This window comes from Segatella copri (assembly GCF_026015465.1).
Lineage (GTDB): Bacteria > Bacteroidota > Bacteroidia > Bacteroidales > Bacteroidaceae > Prevotella > Prevotella copri_E.
This window is the reverse complement of the sequence record NZ_JAPDUQ010000001.1, coordinates 40243-57242: the sequence shown is the minus strand read 5'-3', so window position 1 is coordinate 57242 and position 17000 is coordinate 40243. Positions and strand designations below refer to the sequence as shown.

Below are 17000 nucleotides of genomic sequence, written 5' to 3'. Positions count from 1 at the left end.
AAAATATTTATTTAATTATTTGCTTATATAAATGTTTTTTTGTACCTTTGCATCAGAAAAAGTTCTTAAAACATAAGTAATATGAAGAAAATTTTTGCATCAATGATGATGTTGGCTGCAACTTCCACAGGATTTGCCCAACAGGTAACGGCTCCAGAGCCTGAGTTTATTAACAGCTATTGCGTGCTCACAAGTGATTCCACTTTTGATGCGCTCCCAAAAGAGGACGGAATGATTTCCAAGCATCAGAATAAATTCGGCAAATTTGCCAAGATAGCAGGAGCTGTTGGAGACTTGGGGTTTGCAGGAGGTATGATAGGGGCCAGTACATCTGGAAGTGCTTCTGGTATAATTAATGGTGTTCGTGTGATGGGAACAGCAGCTGGAGTAGGACAAGCTGCCGATGCAGTGAATACCCTCGCAGGAGCAGAGGGTATGGACATTGCTTTCGCAGGTGGCAAATCTGCCTACACCGTGAAGAATGCAAATAATGGCATCCGCTTACTCATCAAGGGAGAGAAGAACGAGTACGATCCAATGGAGATTTACCGCATTGTACGTTTCAAAGTATCAAAGAAGGACAGAAGAATCCAATGGATGGAGTTTAAGCCAGCCTTGATTGGCAGTGCTGAGACCAAAAAAAGAGGATATGTTGCTTTCACTGGTCATAAGTATGGAAACCAAAGCTATCTCTTGGAGATTCCGGCATCAGAGGCAGAACCAGGAGAGTATGGCATCTTCTACATGTCAATCATTACGGCTACAGCCATCCCTGTAGGAACATTTAGTATTAACAAATAAGACGTTACGATTATGGAGGCTTTATTAACTTTGGCATTTGCCGGTTGGCTCGGCAAGAAAACCGTGGAAGCGGTAGTTGGTGGTGGAAATAAAAAGAAAAGAAGACGCTCTAAGACCAACTGGGATAGACTAAGCTATTCCCAGAAGGCTTGGCTTCATGACCATTCACTATAGTTTAATGGCAAATTCTGTAGTTTAAATTGCAAAATCATTATATATAAGGTTCAACGCTCCTGGTTCGAGAGAATCAGGAGTTTTTTGTTTGTAAGCCATTAAAACTCATAAAAGTTTGGAGATTAGAATTATTTGTCATACTTTTGCAGCGGAATAAATTTAATAAAGTCCCTTTGTGGCATAAATTATGTGTAAGGTATCAGAAGAGACAATCCTCAAGGCTAACGAGAGGATGAGAAAATATAAGATAGGGCAGAACAACAAGAATGTCTCACCTATGGGGTTTACCTTGGACACTCATGTCCAAGGTAAGACCTATAGTCAAACATTTACAGAGAATAGCATTAATGCTATTTTTGAACGTGTACTAAGCAATAGGCAGCATGGCAAAGCACTATAACTTCATTTATGAGGAATTGGTAAGGTATGAGGGTGACTTGGTAGGACGTGTTGACTACTCACTGTATAAAAGGGAAAAGATTGCTTTTATAGAACAATAGAGTAGGATGTAGGGGAGTAATCCCCTACATCTACTCTATTTGAAATATTTCGGTGCTATTTTACTTTGCTTGCCCTTTGCTCATAAGTTCGGCATAGGCAAGGGCATCTCTGATAATGCAACTGCTTTCAGTCTCTTTGTCTTCCTTGCAAATGGCCCTGTATTGTTGCTTGAAGACATCTGGACATTCCTCATAGGCATCGATAAGGACATATCTTATCCATTTGTCATAGTCCTTGGGATGAGGAAGCTTAAGTCTTCTCAGAAACATACCTGTGGCACGTTTCAAGGTGTTGACATCGAGCTTGACGGCCTTGCCTGTTTCCATGTCTATCCAGGCAAACAACAGGTGGGCTACCTGCACTGAGCGGTCTATGCTGATTTGAAAACATGATACCTTGAATCTTTTTTCAAATGCCAGACTTACTTCCTTTATTTGCTCCAGCGTGGTGGATGCTGGAACCTCAAAGGAAATTTCCCTGATGACCTTTGTGTTGCGATATGGCAGAAAAGAGGTCTTCTTTTCTATCACTCTAAGAAGTTTCTCGTATCTTGATACGTAAGTCTCTTCTATCCAATATTCTGGTTGCATGGGCAAATCTGCCCTAGCAACGTCAATGTTAAGGATTCCGTTATTTCTCATAAGGTTTGCGTTTTATATCATTTACTTTTTCCATAAGTCCCCATCTCTGTAAGTGAACTTAATCTCATAGATGAAGGCGATGATGATGCCAATGACGGCAACACCGAATGCTATTCCCACTATTTTCATAGGCTCTCTTTGTTTTTTATGAACTTGTAATAGGCGTATGAGCGAAGGCTCTGAAAGTGTATGTAACTTCCCGACCAGTCCACTGCGGCCGGATTTCTGTCCATGATGGTTCTCGTTAGCACCTTTCCTGCTGAACTGTTGGGCAAGAACAGGTTCACTTCCTCGTACTCCTCGCTTTCTACGAGAAAGTGAGAGAGGTTGAAATGGTGGTTGAGGATGATGCAATCGCATTCCTTGGGGAGTGCAATCTTGCCGTCCTTCGACAAAGAGAGATAGGCCAGATAGTCCATGAAATTACTAAAAAGGCAGCAACTAGCGACTGAGCCTTTTTTAGAAAGTTGCAATGTGATGCCCTTGCGATGAATTGTCGTTGGTCTTTTCATCTCCGTCAGGCTGATGAACTCCACGCCTCCGTGTACGTTTCTCATTCCTATTCCGTGCCACACTCTGTTCAGGCTGCTACAGTCGATGGAATATACTTCTTCTGGTATCGAGGAAGGATTTATGCCAAATTCTTGCAGTTTTTCTTGATCTTTCACTGTCAAGGACTCAAAGCAGATTTCTTCTGCTGCGTGTTCCAAATGCAGTGCTTTTCCGTTCTTTTGCTTGTTCATGATTGTTAAATATTTATTCGTTTCACTCATTTACTTTTATCATCATGATGTTCCTACATCTTGTTTATTAACTTTTGTAGGTCTTGTGTCGTTCTTCCTAAGGCGAAATAGTCGCTAATGTCCTTTTCTTGCTTGGTTCCGCTGAGAGGTAACTCCAATCTGAAAACGTTGTAATTGCCATTGTACTCTTCCACTCTGCTCTTGGATTCCTTGATGCCTGTAGTATCAGAATCGTAAAGAAATATAATTTTTCTGAATCTCTGGGAAAGCAGCTTTATTTTGTCTGCAGGTATCTTTGCCGTCTCGCTGTTGAATGCTATGGCATTGTAGCCATGGGAAGCAAGGGACAGGACATCCTTTTCTCCACCAGTGATGAACACCATGTCGCCGTTTTCTTGCAACTGTTCCCATCCAAACACATATGGCGTTGGCAGGTCGCCGCCATACAGAAATCTGTTTTCTGCCTTAGGACGATATACTTTGATGCCCTTCATGTCGTTGAAGAAATAGCCGTAGGCTGGGATGGCCTTGGAACCAAATATGTTGAAACTCTTGCCGTCGGCTTTATTGAAAGTCACGCTTCTTAGGCTGTGAACATGATAGCGACGTAGGGTGTTGACATCGATTCCATACTTGTTCCAATACTCTAGTTCCCAAGACATAAATTCTTGTATGACAGGCATGAAAGTCTTGATACTTGATGTCTTGTTCTTGCTGATTTCTTGCTTGATGGCAGCTCTGTTGAACTGGGGCTTTGAGGAGTACTTTCCCTTGTTCTCCTCAAAGACTCCCAGGCACAGGTCCTGGTCGATTCTCTCCAATACGGCCTTGAAATCATTGCGGATGCTCATGTTCAGCACCCTTGCAGCGATTGCAAAGGCGTTGCCGCTACATCTGCTGTCGCCAAAGTCCTGGAGATAGTAGTAGGCTTGCTCTCCTGGAGGCTCGTTGAGATACAGATGGCAGGACGGACGGTTGTCGCCACTTCTGAAGGGGCTCTTGAACTTTTTCTTCAAGCACTCCTTACCCAGATAATAGCTGAAAATATCCAGTCCTCCATCTGTTTTCTTCAAAATTGTTTTGTATTCTTCCATGTAAAACCTAATTTTTGCCGCTTTATTTGCGATTTGAGACGTTTTGTTTGTTTCTGTGAGGAATTTATTGCTTGCCTCGGAAAAGTCGTCCTGAGCGCTGTTTTTACGCTTTTTAGTGAATCTTGCGGAAGTTGATGTCTGGCATGTGTACCACTTCCATCAGCTCGTTGAGCCTTTCCGCAAGCCTGTCACCATATTTCGGGCGTATGTCTGCCATCGGCAAGTTGGTGGTGATGATGGTCGGGAGCATCTTGTCGTAGCGATACGACAACAGCTGCTCGATGGGCTTGTATCTGTTTCCGTACTCGCAGAAGTCCGTTTCTTCCGTTCCTAGCTCGTCGATGGCGAGGATGTAGGTGTTGGCGCATCGCTCAAACTTGGGCTTGTTACTTACGAACATCTGGTAGAGTTCTCTAGCCGTGACTAGCCAGATTCCTGCCTTGGAGCTGAACACGCTGCCTTCGCCATTGCTAGGATCGGGAATCTTACAGCAGTTGATGAAGCTTCGCATCCCCTTCACGCAGGTGGTCTTTCCGTTGCCTGTGATGCCGTTGAGGACAAGCCAGCAGTGCTCCTTTCCAGTTGTTAACCACGAAGCAACTTTTTTCATGCTTTCCATCTGGGATGGTTCGGCAACGAAAGACTTCTCTCTCTTTTTCACCTCTTGGGCGAAATGATAGAGCAGATGCTCAAAGCACAGCTCTGGGGTGAACCCCATGTTAGAAATTTCCTTCATAGATGCCTCCTTCCGAACTTTTTGGTACAAACTTCTCGCCGCTCCAACGCTCTGAGGTTGGTGATGTGGAACGGTTGGAAGCCTGAGGTTGGTTGATAGTTCTCAAATTCTTTTCAAGCCAGTCGCAGAAATGACACTTGAAGTCTTTCATATCCTCATGCTTATCCTTGCCACGGCAGACTAGTTCAATCTCGAACTCGTCAACTTTGTTCTTCACTTCCTCTGATGTGGAGAGCTTGTATTTTTTCTGAATGGCAGCTAACCATGCGGTTTCTGACTTCACGAGGTCGGCAAAATTTTCTTTGTTTGATTTCTTTTGCTCGTTTTCTTTCTCCACCTCGGTCACTTCTAAAACTTCGACGAAATCCCCCTCACGCACGTGCGCGATGTCGTCGTCGATATTCTTTATTTCTTTTATTCTTTTATTCTTATATTCTTTTAGTGTTGTTAAAGCCGTGTTAGAACTATGTTGCTCCTGTGTTAGTACCGTGTTAGAACTATGTTGCTCCTGTGTTAGTACCGTGTTAGTTGAGATTTTTGTAGCTTGGTAACTATCATAATTACAGCGAGTTATGTCTCGTTCTTTTTGTGCCGATATTTGTGAGTTGTTATGTTCTGACACGGATTCTATATTATTGTGCCTCTCTTGTGTTAACACTGTGTTAGTTGAAATTTTTGTAGCTTGATAACTATCATAATTACAGAGAGTTATGACGCTTTGCTTATGTGCCACCCCTGGTAAATACGAGATTTCGCCAGTTCGTTGTAATCTGGCTAGACAAGTTCTGATGCTCTTCTCGGAAATGCCGGTTGCTTTTGTCAATAAACGCAAGGTGGAATTGAGCTGCCATGCTTCACTTCTGCTGTCGTTGTTTATGACTAATTTTGCTTTCAACATGAAGTACACATACAAATGCACCATGTTTGGCTCATGATACCAACCCCAATCGCAAATCTTGCGATATAACTTTATCCAATCTGGAGCAGCCTCGTCTATTCCGATAGGCTGAAACTTGTTGAAATCGACAAGAACGATGATTCTTCCGTTCTGCAACTTCTTATATTCGATTTCTTTGGTGCGCTGGAGTCTTGCGAGCCCTGTTCGAAGCTTCTGCAATGAAATCCCAGTTTCCTTAGATAAATGGTTGAGGGAAACAAGGCATTCGCCACGTTTGATGGTGATGTCGTTGTACTTGACATCATAAACGTTGGCGTTGAGAAGAAGGTACAGATATAGCTGCACCATGTTTGCGTCATGGTACCAACTCCAATTTACAAAGTTGCGTGGCAACTTAATCCAACTATTGTCTGCTATGTTCATGATTCTTAAGCTTTTGATTCCTCTATTTTGAAAGACACGCAGGGCTTGCCGCCTTTGTAGCTGATGATGATTTCATCGTCTTTCTCTGTTATGTCTCGTATGTAGGAAAGGAGAAATTTTCCTCTTTTCCAACTTAACTCTTGCTTTTTTATGTCCTCGCCTAGGTTGTGGAGTGCAAGCTTGCACTCTTCTATGCCTTGGCAAGGGGCAAAGTACGAAGGCTTCAACTTCACGAGGAGGTCTATAAGCCAAGGTTGCTTCTCTGCTACTTGATAATATCTTTTGATTCTGTACATTGCTCTTTGCTTTAAAAGTAGTCTTGCTCTCTTCGGTGTAACTCCTGAAGGTCGCTGACTTTGTATTCTGTCTTTCCCTTTCTCTTGGAAAAAGGTTTGAGCTTGCCTTCCTTAATCCAACGGCGCACATTCCCAGAACCGAACACTCTCATACTTTCTCGCTCACTATAATACTTTTTTGGAGGATTCTTTATCAAGAGCGCAATCTTTGGTGCCAGGAAAGTAGCTAAGTCTTCAAGAAATGTCTTGTAACTGACATTCTTGTCCTCAAACACGATTCGCTGTTCCATAAATTTCTGTTTTATTGTTCAACTCACTTGGATATACCACAGGATTTGAACGCCCATGATATATTCCTGCTTCCTTCAGTATCTTCAAGACACCACAGCGAGAAAAGTTGTATTTCTTGGCAAGGTGTTCCATCACAGGGGTTGGTTTCAGCACCTTGTTCAGGATGAGTTGCCCATACACGTTGAGGTAGTCGCTGATGACCTGCTCTCTCTTTTTTATTCTTTCGCCTATTGAGGTTCCAGAATAAACTTCGGTTAAAATTTCAAAGTTATTCTTGCTCATATTGTATTTTTTATGTATATTTGCAAACGTATTTCGTTTTACGAACGTTACTATTTCGTTATTTCGAGTGCAAAGATAATAAAAAGCTGATAATATTATTAATAAAGGCTGATAAATTTATGATTAATTAACTATAATATAAATAAATATGAATGGATTGGAGTTGCGTAAGGCTTTATCAAAAAGTAAAGTGAGCATCGTTGATTTGGCAGAAAAACTAAATATGACTCAGCCAAACTTGAGCAATGCCTTCAAGGTGCAGGATGTTAAATCTGGCATGTTGGAGAAAATTTGTGATGCTCTCGGTGTAACTATTGATTTCTTCTATGGCGGAACAAAATACATGAAGAATGGCGGCGAAGGCTACGTTGCTAAAGAAGAAACTGTAGGCGTGGCGCAGGAAGAGGATGCAGCAATCCTATATAAGAAACGACAACAGAGCCTTGCTGATGCAAAAGACCAGGAGATTATATTTCTAAAGGGACAGGTGCAAGCATTGAAGGAAACTATCCAAATGCTTGGTGGCAAGAACTCAAATGTGGATGTGCCTATGCCGTTGCAGAAAAAGAATGCGTAATCATCCATCACGATTTCATGAAAAATAGATAATGAATTAACTATATATATAAATATGTATATAAATATAATAAGGTGTAAAGCCTTTACATAGACAGAAGGAAATATTATCCTATGTTTAGAGTAACCTACGGAAAGGGCTTCCCATACTGATAATATTGCTGCGGCGCAGGCTGCTGTAGAGGAGTAAATCTCTTCTGAAAGAAGATTGTACGATTAATGATTAGATAATTAGAGGAAAGTGTTTCGTAATGAAGCGCTTTCCTCTTTTTCGTCTTTTTTAGGTTAAATTTCGAAAGAAAATGAGCAAATCATTTGCAAGTTACATTTATTTTCCGTAATTTTGTCGGAAAATAGAGAAATATGACTGCAAGAGAAGATAGAGAAAAGGAAAAATTTACCAAAGAAACTGTAGTAAAGTATTTCTTTGATATGAGTAAATCCACCTATACTATTATGGTTTTAGGTGGGTTGGCTGCATTATTTGGTATAGTTGAGACTAATGAAAGCGGTACCATAAGTGCCATTTTGTTGGGCGTAGTGTTGTCTGCAGTCTTATCAATTATTGGTTATGTAATTTCTAAACGTTAAGAGTATGAATACATTGGCTTTAACTTTTGCAATATGCTTAGTTCCGGCTACGGCATTTTTGATTTGGCTCTTCACTCCTTGGGGGAAGAAATGGTCAAAGGAATTGTAAAGATGAAGTAACAATTCACCGCAGTATTTTTTGCTGGGTAGATGGTTTGTTAATTTCTAAAAGATAAATATATGAATACATTGGCTTTAACTTTTGCCGTGTGCTCAATAGTAGCATTGGCCTTTCTTGCATGGCTCTTTACTCCTTGGGGAAAGAAGTGGTCTAAGGAATTGTAGTGATGAAGAAGATAAAATATATATTATGCGCTTGCCTGATGATGGCAAGCGTGGGCATGGAAGCCAAGTCGATGAAGGATTTGCTGGTTTCGATGCCCGATTCTGTTGTGCCTTATCTCAACCACAACCTGCGGCTGGAATTTACTGAGCTGCAGGAGATGGGAGTGAAGGCGGAAGTGAAGAATCTGTTAGGTGAAACGAGTGTGATGGATACGCTGACTGCTGATTTCGCTCAGTTGAGAACGAGTAAGAGCGCTACTTTGCAGATGAAGAAACTGCCATCGGCTAACGGTGATTCGCTGCTTTGCGTGGTGAAGACTTTTGCCGGAGTAGAGAAGGAGAGCGAACTCTATCTCTTTAATCAGGATTGGCAGGAGCAGGATGCCAGCAGAATTTTCGATGGAAAATCTTTGCAGCAACTGGCTTCCGGTCTTGTTGCCAAACCCGATACGATGAGCGAGGCTAAGTTTGAGGAACTCAAGGGGAAAATTGAACTCAAAACCGTGAGTGCTCTGCTCCTGCAATATGAAAACAGCCTCGTAGTGCGCTTGGCTTTACCTTTCCTGTCTGCTGACGATAAGAAGGCTGTAAATGCAATAAAACTGCAAAGAAAGTTTAATTGGAATGGCAAAACTTTTAAGGAGAGTTAAATTCTTGAAGTTTTTTGCTATAAACTATTGCAGGTTACAAGATTATTTGTACCTTTGCATCGTGTTTTTCATGGTATTAGATTATTAAGGTTAATAAAAGATTGGTTGTCGTGAGACAATCAATTTTTTTTGTCCCTATCTGAAGGCATCAGCCCCTTGTCTTACCCATCGGCTTGAGGCCGTTGGTTCAGACTGCAGGGCGATGTTTAGAAGATAACCATTCCGATGATACCGCAGATGAAAAGCAGCAGGATAGGGTTGGTCTTTCTGAATTTTGTGAAGTAGAAAGCAGCCAGAAACAGCACGACGCTTACTCCGAAGACAAACGGATTGTCGGTTGGTGATCCGAAGTTCTCTTTATTCATCAGGAGAACAGCGGCAGCAGCTATCAGTCCGATGATGGCAGGGCGAAGTCCCGCAAAGATATCTTTTACGATTTTAGAATCCTTGTGCGTAATCAGATAACGGCTGATGAGAATCATGATGATGAAAGGCAGCCACATGATGGAGAGCGAAGCCAATATTGAACCCAGCCAGGCTGCCCAGACAGGATAGCCGTCGTGAAGGCAGGTGGTATAGCCTACGTAGGTGGCACAGTTGATGCCGATAGGGCCCGGTGTAGACTGGCTGATAGCCACTATATCCGTAAACTCAGCATTTGTAAGCCAATGATTCTTCACTACCGTCTCGTTGTGGATGAGCGAAAGCATCGCATATCCGCCACCAAAATTAAATGTACCAATCTTGGTAAATATCAGAAATAATTTCAGAAATAGCATAATCTCTATGTTTTTTACTTTTTTACCTTTCCATAAAGCCATCCCAGCACACCGGCTGCGGTGATGATGTAGATAGGGGAGATGCCGAATGCTGCAATCAGCAGACAGCAAACCACTGGAATCCAAATGTTGTAGCGGTTGATGTTTGCCGTCTTTGCCATCTTGAAGCAAGGCGCAGCAATGAGCGCTACCACGGCAGGGCGCACACCCATGAAGAACTTGCCCACCCAATAATTGTCCTTGAAATGCTGGAAGAACATGGCGATGATGAGAATGGCGATGATAGAAGGCAGGGCGATGCCTATGGCACCCACAATGCCTCCCCAGACTCCCTTCAGCTTATAGCCGATATGACTCGCCATGTCGATGGCGAAGATGCCCGGAGTGGTCTGCGCCACTACCATGATATCCATGAACTCCTGCTTGTCCATCCACTTGTTCTTGTCTACAAATTCCTGTTCCATGATCGGTATCATGGCGTAACCTCCGCCTAGCGTGAAAGCCCCGATTTTATTGCACGTGAGGAAAAATTTTACTAACATATCTGTTGTTTCTATATTATTTTTCTCTTATATCTGTTGAAATCGGCTGCAAAAATACACATAATTTGTTAAATATGCTAGCTTTCATGCGGATAATCTTCAAAATCGTGTGCTTTTTACCCGAAAATTTGTATCTTTGCAGCTAATATTTGATAATAAAAAGACATTAAACTATGAATCTGAAAGTACGCCTAGCAGTGATGAACTTCCTGGAGTTTGCAGTTTGGGGAGCTTATCTTACGTCTATGGGCAACTATCTCGGCAAGGCTGGGATGGGTGCCGAGATTTCCTGGTTCTATACCATACAGGGAATCGTATCTATTTTTATGCCTACATTGATGGGCATTGTGGCAGATAAGTATATCCAGCCGCAACGTCTTTTGGGCTATTGTCACCTTTTGGCAGGAGCAGCCATGATAGGTCTGTTCGGTATGGGACAGGCCAGTCAGACTCCTAATGAGGCAATGTTTATTGCCGTTTACACCTTCAGCGTGGCTTTCTATATGCCTACATTGGCATTGTCAAATACTTCGGCATTCAGTATATTGAAGAGCAACGGGCTCGACACCGTGAAGGCTTTTCCGCCAATCCGTGTGTTCGGAACCGTGGGTTTCATCCTTACGATGTGGATAGTGAACTGTGCTACCTGGGACAACGGTTCATTCTCGTTCCTGTTGAGTGAGAACGCCCATAAGTTCCAGTATACCCATCATCAGTTCCTGGTATCGGGTGTGCTCAGCATTCTTCTCTTCCTCTATTGCTTCTCATTGCCTAGCTGTCCTGTAGTGAAGAAAGAGGCTAAGAGTTGGGTTGAGACATGGGGTTTCGATGCCTTCAAACTCTTCAAGAGCCGTGAGATGGCGATGTTCTTCATCTTCTCTTGCATGCTCGGTATGAGTCTGCAGGTAACCAATGGCTATGCCACTCCGTTCATTACCAGTTTCAAGGGCGATCCAACGATGCTTGATACCTTTGCTGCTAACAATGCTACGCTCCTGGTATCCATCTCTCAGGTGGCCGAGGCGCTCTGCATCCTTCTGATTCCATTCTTCCTGAAGCGATATGGCATCAAGGTTGTGATGCTCATCGCGATGTTGGCATGGGTTTTGCGATTCGGCTTCTTCGGATTGGGCAATCCTGCATTCCCGGGTGTTAGCTTATTCGTCCTCTCATGCATCGTTTATGGTGTAGCTTTCGACTTCTTTAATGTGTCGGGCGGTCTGTTCGTAGACCAAAAATGTGATGTGAAGGTAAGAGCATCGGCTCAAGGTCTGTTCATGCTGATGACCAATGGTCTGGGAGCATCTATCGGAACCATTCTCGCAGGTATGGTCATCAACCATTACTGCCACTGGACAGATGATGGCTACCTGATGGGTGACTGGAAAACCTGCTGGTTCATCTTTGCCGGTTATGCGCTCGTGGTAGCTGTAGCCTTTGCTGTCCTCTTCCGTCCGAAGAAAGAACAGAAATAAGGAAGAAAAAGTGTCATACTCAACGCGAGAGTAAAAACAGAATGTTACGTAAGAATATAAATAAATTTAAATAAAGAAAGGGTACATAATGATGTTGTACAAACTTAAACTCGCTGTCTGCTTTGCCATTCCGGAAGGTTTCGGAACATGTATTATTAGTTTGGTAGACGAATCCGAAAAAAGAGCTTTGTCTATTACGACTACTGAATATGTGGCAGAGCAGCTGAAGGCATGTAATTTGAAAACTTCTGATTTTAAAAATGATGTGATCTCTGTACTTTGGACACTATTTGACAGGCAAAATGTAGACGATTTCTATCTCGAATTCGATGCTACGCCAGAGAGGGGAGTATATGCTACTCTTGTGAATAAAATCACAAATGAACGTATGAGCATCAAGACAGACCAGGCTGTGTTGCTGTCTGTGGCTGCGGATATAGAAATGTATACCACAGAGATGGTTATAAAGGAACTTTCTACTCCTTTTAATAAAAATGATATGAGTACGACTTCTTGTGCCGTTTCACTCTTGAGCTTGCCAGACCAGATGCTCGAAAAAGCATTGGATTGTGCCATTAATGAAGAAGATTACGAAGCAGCCTCAGCCATTCGCGATGAGATAGAGCGCCGCAAAGGCAAAAAAAGTGAATAATTAAAGGATATTCTTACGGAATAACAGAAAAATAAGAAGAAAAAGTAACAATAAGAGGAAATGAAAGAAGTTAGATTTTTCTATGTGCCAGATGCGGCTACACAGACAGAACTACCTCAGGAAGAGGCTACTCATGCACTCAGGGTTTTGCGTATCCAGGCGGGGGACGAATTGTTCCTGATGGATGGCAAGGGGGTGTTCTACCGTGCAGAAGTGTCGCTGGCTACCAACAAACGGTGCATCTATGAGGTGAAGGAGGTTATGCCGCAGCAGCCTGCCTGGCGCGGACACATTCACCTGGCCATCGCCCCGACAAAGATGATGGACCGCATTGAATGGATGGCAGAGAAGGCTACGGAAATCGGCTTCGATGAAATCTCTTTCCTCAACTGCAAGTTCTCTGAACGCAAGGTCATCCGCATAGACCGCATAGACAAGATTGTGGTTTCTGCCGTCAAGCAGAGCCACAAGGCTTGGAAACCTGTAGTCAACGAACTGCAGAACTTTAAAGATTTTATTACGGCTCCCCGCAATGGCAGAAAGTTTATCTGCCATTGTTATGAGGAGATAGAAAAGAAAGACTTTTTTGCCGAGATTTCCAAGTCATGTCCAGCTGATGATTCTGCCGGAGCAGCCCAGGAGGGTGCCGATGACATCACCGTGCTGGTAGGACCTGAGGGCGATTTCTCTATCGATGAGGTGAGACTGGCCCTGGAAAACGGATATGAGAGTGTTTCGCTTGGCACCAGTCGCCTCCGTACGGAAACAGCAGGATTGGTGGCTGTCAACATGTGCCATCTGGCAAGAGCTTTATAATATTTACTAGTGTGATGAAAAGATTGTATAAGAGTTTGATGTTCATGTGCTTGGCTGTCGTATTGGGATTGCTGAGTTCATGCTCGGGCACTGACTATCTCAATGCCATTCCAAAGAAAAGTACTGCGCTCATCTCTGTTGACATGCAGCAGATGGCATCCGGCAAAAGCGATGAAGACAAGGTGGGAATGCTCAAGTCTCTGCTGCACGTTGAGGATGCATCGAAGTGTGGCATCGACATCTCAGAGAAGATATTCCTCTTTGAGAGTGCTGATGGCAACCTCGGACTTTGTGCCAAGGTGAGCGATGAGGGCGATGTAGAAGACTGGCTTGCTTCGCTTGCCAAACAGCATATCGCTACAGAGGTGAAGGAGCGCAAAGGCTTTCATTTCTCTGTATTGAAAAATTCGTGGCTGGTCGGCTTTTCTGATCAGGCACTCCTCGTTATGGGACCGGTTGTAGCCGATGCGCAGGCCCAGCTCCAGCAGCAGATGGTGAAATATCTGAAGGCTGATGAGGACGAAGGTATTACCGCATCGCCTATGTTTGAACGTCTGGAAACTATCACTTCGCCTATGGCTATGGTGGCTCAGGCTCAGGCGTTGCCGGAGAAGTTCGTAGCTCCATTTACCCTTGGTACTCCTAAAGATACCGACCCTTCGCTGGTAGTGATTGCTGCCGAGATGGACGTGAAAGACGGTATCCTGCAGGTGAAGGGAGAAACCTTCTCCTTTAATAAAGAAATAGATGAGGCCCTGAAGAAGGCGGCTCAAACCTATCGTCCGGTCAAGGGCAGCTACGTCAAGTCGATGCCTGCTGATGCACTGGCGGGTATCTTTATGAACGTAAAGGGCGATCAGTTCCTGCCGATGATGCAGAGCAACCGCAGCCTTCAGACCCTCCTGATGGGTATCAACCAGGCCATCGATATGGATAATATCATCCGTAGTGTGGATGGAGATATGGCTATCGTGATGCCTTCGCTTACAGATAACGATATGCAGATGACGATGGCTGCTAAACTGTCGCATGCCAAGTGGTTGGGCGATGTTGATTATTGGAAAACTTCATGTCCGGCTGGTGCGAAGATTGCCAATTGGGGAAAGAATGCTTACTTCTATACCGATGGCAAGACCTCGTTCTATTTCGGTGTGACGGATGACAAGCAGTTCTTTAGCGGAAGCGACCAGCTGATGGCGCAATATGCCGTGAAACCAAGTAATCATCCGATAGATGCAAAAATTCAGAAACTCATCGTCGGTCAGAAACTGGCAATGGTCATCAATCTCGCCAAGAGTTCTGATAGTGACAGCTCGGGCAAGGATGATGCCATCTCTACCGTAACCGGTCTGCTCACCCCTGTCTTCGGAAATCTTACTTCGGTGGTCTATACTTTAAAGGTAAAAGAGTAAAAAGGTAAAAGGGTAAAAAGTAAAAAGAACCTTACCCCCTCCTGCGCCCCCGTTCCTAGCGATTCTATCGCTAGTCCCCCCAAGTCTAAAGGTAAAAGATTAAACATTAAACATAAAAAAAGTGGAAAAGATTCAGCTTCATTCCGTTCTCCCACAGGTTTTTGCCCAGCGCAACGACCTGAATTCGGAGATATGGAAGCAGGATGTTACCTTCGAGAAAGGTCATCTTTATCTTATCGAGGCAGAGAGTGGCAGCGGAAAGAGTACTTTCTGCAGCTATGTGCTCGGCTATCGTCACGACTACAGCGGAAGCGTGATGTTCGACAATGATGTTACCGCCAACTACAAGGTGAAAGACTGGGTAGAGATGCGCAAAAAGCACATCAGCCATCTCTTTCAGGAACTCCGTCTCTTCCCTGAGCTTACTGCCCTGGAGAATGTAGAAATTAAGAACAAGATAACCGGATTCAAGACGCGTGAGCAGATACTGAAATGGTTTGATATGCTCGGTATTGCTGATAAGGTAGATGCCAAAATCGGCAGAATGTCGTTCGGACAGCAGCAGCGTGTGGCAATGATGCGTGCGCTCTGTCAGCCTTTCGATTTCATTCTGGCTGATGAGCCTATCAGTCACCTCGACGACAACAATTCGCGCATCATGGCAGATATCATGATGACCGAAGCGAAGGAGCAGGGGGCTGGCGTCATCGTAACCAGTATCGGTAAGCACATGGACTTGCCCTACGAGCACGTGTTTAAACTTTAGTAAAGTTAATAGTTGACAGTTTATAGTTAATAGCAAGTTTGCTATAAACTGTAAATTATAAATTATAAATTTAAAATTTAAAATGAATCTCGTTTGGAAATTATTGCGTCAGCATATCAGCATACCTCAGTTTGCGGGCTTTGCCTTCGCCAATCTCTTCGGTATGCTCATCGTTCTTTTCGGCTTTCAGTTTTATAAAGACGTGCTGCCTGTCTTCACTCAACAAGACAGTTTCATGAAAGCCGACTACCTCATCATGAGCAAGAAGATAGGTATGGGAAATACCATCAGCGGCCGTTCCAATACCTTCTCGGGTTCTGAAATCGATGAAATCGGAGACCAGAAGTTTGTGAAGAAAATAGGAAAATTCACCTCTACTGAATATAAGGTAGATGCCCAGATGGGTGTAAACGGCGTGAACGTTCTAAATAGCGAACTCTTCTTCGAGAGTGTGCCTGACGGTTTTGTTGATGTGCCGCTCAAGAACTGGAAATATACGCCGGGAACTCAGGAGGTGCCAATCATCCTCCCGCGTACCTATATTAATATGTATAACTTCGGTTTCGCCCAGAGTCATTCGCTCCCTAAAATCAGCGATGGACTGATGGGCATGATTGATTTCAATATCCAGATTCAGGCTGGCGGCAAGAAAGAGCAGTTCAAGGGAAAGGTAATCGGTTTCTCTTCGCGACTCAACACCATCCTTGTTCCACAGGCATTCATGGACTGGAGTAACCAGGAATTTGCGCCAAACCAGAAGAGCGATCCTAACCGCCTCATCGTAGAGGTAGGAAACCCGGGAGACGAGAACATTACTAAATACCTGGATGATAATGGTTATGAGGTAGAGACAGACAAACTGGATGCAGAGAAGACTACCTATTTCCTCCGCATGATGGTATCGATGGTGATGATTATCGGTTTGGTTATCTCTGTCTTGAGTTTCTACATTCTGATGCTCAGCATCTATCTGCTGGTACAGAAGAATTCTTCTAAGTTGGAGAATCTTCTTCTGATAGGTTACAGTCCGAACAATGTAGCAAAGCCATATCAGGTGCTCACCATCGCGCTGAACATCGTGGTACTCATCATCGCGTGGTTCATCCTCTTCTTCCTCCGCGATTACTACATGGGCTTCATTGAAACCCTTTTCCCTGATATCGACGAGGGCACCATGCTCCCAGCCATCGCCCTAGGATTGATCCTGTTCCTGATCGTTTCAATTCTGAACATCGTAGCCATCCGTCGCAAGGTAATGAGCATCTGGCAGCGAAAGGAGTAAGAGTGCCTAGCCCTCGCTCTAGCAGCAAGTAGTAAGGTTAGAATAAGGTGTAAGTTAAGAGCAAGGAAGTAAGTTAAGAGCTAGGTGTAAGGGAGCCTAGCCTCCGTTCCAGACGATTCCATCGCCTGTCATAAAAGCTCAGTCCCCCGCTTTTAGCCCCCAGAAAAACTATAAGCAAACCCCCGTTATAAATAACAAATTAAAGAAAATCTGCGTTATTTGCTTAACGCAGTTTTTTTTTATGTTACAAAACACATTTTTTCATGCTGTTGTAACACTTATATCGAATTTTTT

The 17000-nt window shown here is 43.7% G+C and carries 21 protein-coding genes; 11 read left to right on the top strand and 10 right to left on the bottom strand.

Annotation, left to right across the window (positions count from 1 at the left end; genetic code table 11):
• Positions 1 to 81 precede the first annotated feature (81 nt).
• Entirely contained in the window at positions 82 to 801 is a 720-nt protein-coding gene (locus tag ONT08_RS00230; RefSeq protein WP_264958678.1) for a hypothetical protein, read from the top strand.
• A 12-nt stretch (positions 802 to 813) separates the two neighbouring features.
• Positions 814 to 975: a hypothetical protein gene (locus ONT08_RS00225; protein ID WP_153082140.1), complete on the top strand. Its 162-nt coding sequence runs from the start codon at positions 814 to 816 to the stop codon at positions 973 to 975.
• A 560-nt stretch (positions 976 to 1535) separates the two neighbouring features.
• On the opposite strand, the gene ONT08_RS00220 is transcribed toward ONT08_RS00225, so the two are convergent.
• The 8 genes from ONT08_RS00220 to ONT08_RS00185 form a co-directional block, all read right to left on the bottom strand.
• Positions 1536 to 2117, bottom strand: coding sequence for a hypothetical protein (locus tag ONT08_RS00220; RefSeq protein ID WP_118313387.1), 582 nt, complete (start codon positions 2115 to 2117; stop codon positions 1536 to 1538).
• A 125-nt stretch (positions 2118 to 2242) separates the two neighbouring features.
• On the bottom strand, positions 2243 to 2674 hold the full coding sequence (locus tag ONT08_RS00215; protein WP_264958676.1) for a hypothetical protein: 432 nt from the start codon (positions 2672 to 2674) through the stop codon (positions 2243 to 2245).
• A 239-nt stretch (positions 2675 to 2913) separates the two neighbouring features.
• Positions 2914 to 3954 (bottom strand): toprim domain-containing protein, encoded by a 1041-nt coding sequence (locus ONT08_RS00210; RefSeq protein ID WP_117586511.1) that lies wholly within the window; start codon positions 3952 to 3954, stop codon positions 2914 to 2916.
• A 112-nt stretch (positions 3955 to 4066) separates the two neighbouring features.
• Positions 4067 to 4690, bottom strand: a complete 624-nt coding sequence (locus tag ONT08_RS00205; RefSeq protein ID WP_144150497.1) for a hypothetical protein — start codon at positions 4688 to 4690, stop codon at positions 4067 to 4069.
• Positions 4674 to 6011, bottom strand: a complete 1338-nt coding sequence (locus ONT08_RS00200; protein ID WP_264958674.1) for a DUF7833 domain-containing protein — start codon at positions 6009 to 6011, stop codon at positions 4674 to 4676. The genes ONT08_RS00205 and ONT08_RS00200 overlap by 17 nt, the downstream gene beginning before the upstream one ends.
• 5 nt (positions 6012 to 6016) lie before the next feature.
• Positions 6017 to 6307: a hypothetical protein gene (locus tag ONT08_RS00195; protein ID WP_153085694.1), complete on the bottom strand. Its 291-nt coding sequence runs from the start codon at positions 6305 to 6307 to the stop codon at positions 6017 to 6019.
• A gap of 11 nt (positions 6308 to 6318) precedes the next feature.
• Entirely contained in the window at positions 6319 to 6597 is a 279-nt protein-coding gene (locus ONT08_RS00190) for a hypothetical protein (RefSeq protein WP_117586506.1), read from the bottom strand.
• Positions 6575 to 6880, bottom strand: coding sequence for a hypothetical protein (locus ONT08_RS00185; protein WP_117586505.1), 306 nt, complete (start codon positions 6878 to 6880; stop codon positions 6575 to 6577). The genes ONT08_RS00190 and ONT08_RS00185 overlap by 23 nt, the downstream gene beginning before the upstream one ends.
• 148 nt (positions 6881 to 7028) lie before the next feature.
• Here ONT08_RS00185 and ONT08_RS00180 point away from each other — a divergent pair, with 148 nt between their 5' ends.
• From ONT08_RS00180 to ONT08_RS00170, 3 genes are all read left to right on the top strand, one after another.
• Positions 7029 to 7457, top strand: coding sequence for a helix-turn-helix domain-containing protein (locus ONT08_RS00180; protein ID WP_153085692.1), 429 nt, complete (start codon positions 7029 to 7031; stop codon positions 7455 to 7457).
• 362 nt (positions 7458 to 7819) lie between these two features.
• Positions 7820 to 8047: a hypothetical protein gene (locus ONT08_RS00175; RefSeq protein ID WP_117586503.1), complete on the top strand. Its 228-nt coding sequence runs from the start codon at positions 7820 to 7822 to the stop codon at positions 8045 to 8047.
• A 287-nt stretch (positions 8048 to 8334) separates the two neighbouring features.
• Positions 8335 to 8982, top strand: a complete 648-nt coding sequence (locus tag ONT08_RS00170) for a DUF3256 family protein (protein ID WP_264958673.1) — start codon at positions 8335 to 8337, stop codon at positions 8980 to 8982.
• Positions 8983 to 9188: 206 nt separating this feature from the next.
• Here the strand turns inward: ONT08_RS00170 and ONT08_RS00165 are convergent, their stop codons facing one another.
• Together ONT08_RS00165 and ONT08_RS00160 are read right to left on the bottom strand one after the other, a co-directional pair.
• A complete protein-coding gene (locus ONT08_RS00165; protein WP_117586523.1) occupies positions 9189 to 9761 on the bottom strand; it encodes a chromate transporter in 573 nt (190 codons plus the stop codon).
• A gap of 14 nt (positions 9762 to 9775) precedes the next feature.
• Positions 9776 to 10303 (bottom strand): chromate transporter, encoded by a 528-nt coding sequence (locus ONT08_RS00160; protein WP_254973500.1) that lies wholly within the window; start codon positions 10301 to 10303, stop codon positions 9776 to 9778.
• Positions 10304 to 10476: 173 nt separating this feature from the next.
• On the opposite strand from ONT08_RS00160, the gene ONT08_RS00155 reads away from it, so the two are divergent.
• The 6 genes from ONT08_RS00155 (at position 10477) to ONT08_RS00130 (ending at position 16706) form a co-directional block, all read left to right on the top strand.
• Entirely contained in the window at positions 10477 to 11778 is a 1302-nt protein-coding gene (locus ONT08_RS00155; RefSeq protein WP_117586501.1) for an MFS transporter, read from the top strand.
• Positions 11779 to 11866: 88 nt separating this feature from the next.
• Positions 11867 to 12430, top strand: a complete 564-nt coding sequence (locus ONT08_RS00150) for a UvrB/UvrC motif-containing protein (protein WP_264958670.1) — start codon at positions 11867 to 11869, stop codon at positions 12428 to 12430.
• Between the two features lie 60 nt (positions 12431 to 12490).
• Entirely contained in the window at positions 12491 to 13246 is a 756-nt protein-coding gene (locus ONT08_RS00145) for a 16S rRNA (uracil(1498)-N(3))-methyltransferase (RefSeq protein ID WP_118189867.1), read from the top strand.
• Between the two features lie 14 nt (positions 13247 to 13260).
• Positions 13261 to 14658: a DUF4836 family protein gene (locus ONT08_RS00140; protein WP_118199988.1), complete on the top strand. Its 1398-nt coding sequence runs from the start codon at positions 13261 to 13263 to the stop codon at positions 14656 to 14658.
• 121 nt (positions 14659 to 14779) lie between these two features.
• Positions 14780 to 15424, top strand: coding sequence for an ATP-binding cassette domain-containing protein (locus ONT08_RS00135; protein WP_264958667.1), 645 nt, complete (start codon positions 14780 to 14782; stop codon positions 15422 to 15424).
• An 82-nt stretch (positions 15425 to 15506) separates the two neighbouring features.
• A complete protein-coding gene (locus ONT08_RS00130) occupies positions 15507 to 16706 on the top strand; it encodes an ABC transporter permease (RefSeq protein WP_118199989.1) in 1200 nt (399 codons plus the stop codon).
• Positions 16707 to 17000 lie beyond the last annotated feature (294 nt).

Coding starts and splice junctions, on each gene's coding strand:
- ONT08_RS00230 (WP_264958678.1), top strand. CDS start 82: ATGAAGAAAATTTTTGCATCAATGATGATGTTGGCTGCAACTTCCACA.
- ONT08_RS00225 (WP_153082140.1), top strand. CDS start 814: ATGGAGGCTTTATTAACTTTGGCATTTGCCGGTTGGCTCGGCAAGAAA.
- ONT08_RS00220 (WP_118313387.1), bottom strand. CDS start 2,117: ATGAGAAATAACGGAATCCTTAACATTGACGTTGCTAGGGCAGATTTG.
- ONT08_RS00215 (WP_264958676.1), bottom strand. CDS start 2,674: ATGAGAAACGTACACGGAGGCGTGGAGTTCATCAGCCTGACGGAGATG.
- ONT08_RS00210 (WP_117586511.1), bottom strand. CDS start 3,954: ATGGAAGAATACAAAACAATTTTGAAGAAAACAGATGGAGGACTGGAT.
- ONT08_RS00205 (WP_144150497.1), bottom strand. CDS start 4,690: ATGAAGGAAATTTCTAACATGGGGTTCACCCCAGAGCTGTGCTTTGAG.
- ONT08_RS00200 (WP_264958674.1), bottom strand. CDS start 6,011: ATGAACATAGCAGACAATAGTTGGATTAAGTTGCCACGCAACTTTGTA.
- ONT08_RS00195 (WP_153085694.1), bottom strand. CDS start 6,307: ATGTACAGAATCAAAAGATATTATCAAGTAGCAGAGAAGCAACCTTGG.
- ONT08_RS00190 (WP_117586506.1), bottom strand. CDS start 6,597: ATGGAACAGCGAATCGTGTTTGAGGACAAGAATGTCAGTTACAAGACA.
- ONT08_RS00185 (WP_117586505.1), bottom strand. CDS start 6,880: ATGAGCAAGAATAACTTTGAAATTTTAACCGAAGTTTATTCTGGAACC.
- ONT08_RS00180 (WP_153085692.1), top strand. CDS start 7,029: ATGAATGGATTGGAGTTGCGTAAGGCTTTATCAAAAAGTAAAGTGAGC.
- ONT08_RS00175 (WP_117586503.1), top strand. CDS start 7,820: ATGACTGCAAGAGAAGATAGAGAAAAGGAAAAATTTACCAAAGAAACT.
- ONT08_RS00170 (WP_264958673.1), top strand. CDS start 8,335: ATGAAGAAGATAAAATATATATTATGCGCTTGCCTGATGATGGCAAGC.
- ONT08_RS00165 (WP_117586523.1), bottom strand. CDS start 9,761: ATGCTATTTCTGAAATTATTTCTGATATTTACCAAGATTGGTACATTT.
- ONT08_RS00160 (WP_254973500.1), bottom strand. CDS start 10,303: ATGTTAGTAAAATTTTTCCTCACGTGCAATAAAATCGGGGCTTTCACG.
- ONT08_RS00155 (WP_117586501.1), top strand. CDS start 10,477: ATGAATCTGAAAGTACGCCTAGCAGTGATGAACTTCCTGGAGTTTGCA.
- ONT08_RS00150 (WP_264958670.1), top strand. CDS start 11,867: ATGATGTTGTACAAACTTAAACTCGCTGTCTGCTTTGCCATTCCGGAA.
- ONT08_RS00145 (WP_118189867.1), top strand. CDS start 12,491: ATGAAAGAAGTTAGATTTTTCTATGTGCCAGATGCGGCTACACAGACA.
- ONT08_RS00140 (WP_118199988.1), top strand. CDS start 13,261: ATGAAAAGATTGTATAAGAGTTTGATGTTCATGTGCTTGGCTGTCGTA.
- ONT08_RS00130 (WP_118199989.1), top strand. CDS start 15,507: ATGAATCTCGTTTGGAAATTATTGCGTCAGCATATCAGCATACCTCAG.